Below are 718 nucleotides of genomic sequence, written 5' to 3'. Positions count from 1 at the left end.
GACACCGGATGTCTCCAGGCGCCACGGCGGGGAGGAGTCCTGATCATCGCACTGGAACCCCACCGCTGAGACCCATCCGCTGTTTCGAACCGAACCGTCCCTGACGAACTGGAGGAGAATGCAATGCCCCCGCAGATCTATGACCTGAACACCGTCGCGCATGCTGCTGGTACCGCGAAGACGCATGATGTGGCTGCGTTGACGTTGGCGAACATCAAGTTCGTGCGTACTACTGCTGAGGCGTATCGTGCCGCGAATGCGGGTGATACGACGAACAAGGCTGTTGCGCATATGGATGAGTTGATCGCCGTGTGTAATTCGGAGCAGCAGAAGTTGGAGACGATCGCTGAGGCGCTGAATCGGAATGGTGGTTTGATCGCTAATACCGATGGTGATGGTGGTTCGTTGTTCACCGGCTATGCCACTGTCTGACCTGATCGACTGCGAATAGTAGAGGAGAACTTCCATGAGTGTCGACCGGATTCTGGTCAACTACGCGAGCTATGACACCACGTCGGCGAGTTTCGGTAAGGCTGCGGCGGTGGCGGATGCGAATATTGCTGAGCTCACGGCCAATAACACCGCGAATCTGAATGCGGGTAACTGGGTGGGTGTGGATCAGGAGAGCTATCAGCATGTTCATGAGGTGTGTTTGAAGGCCAATGAGAATCTGTCGCTCGCGTTGCAGAAGTGTGGTGTGAACATCTCGACCGCTGCT

General features: G+C 56.0%; 2 protein-coding genes. Both read left to right on the top strand.

All coding sequences use genetic code 11. The features are described from left to right. Positions 1-123 precede the first annotated feature (123 nt). Positions 124-432, top strand: a complete 309-nt coding sequence (locus AXK61_RS25270) for a hypothetical protein (protein WP_068746359.1) — start codon at positions 124-126, stop codon at positions 430-432. A 34-nt stretch (positions 433-466) separates the two neighbouring features. After that, positions 467-718: hypothetical protein (locus AXK61_RS24180; RefSeq protein WP_156485814.1), on the top strand; the 252-nt coding region annotated here is incomplete at its 3' end.

It is taken from the genome of Tsukamurella pseudospumae, from assembly GCF_001575205.1.
Taxonomy (GTDB): domain Bacteria; phylum Actinomycetota; class Actinomycetes; order Mycobacteriales; family Mycobacteriaceae; genus Tsukamurella; species Tsukamurella pseudospumae.
Note: the sequence above shows the minus strand (reverse complement) of the source record. Positions and strands in the feature narration are given on the sequence as shown.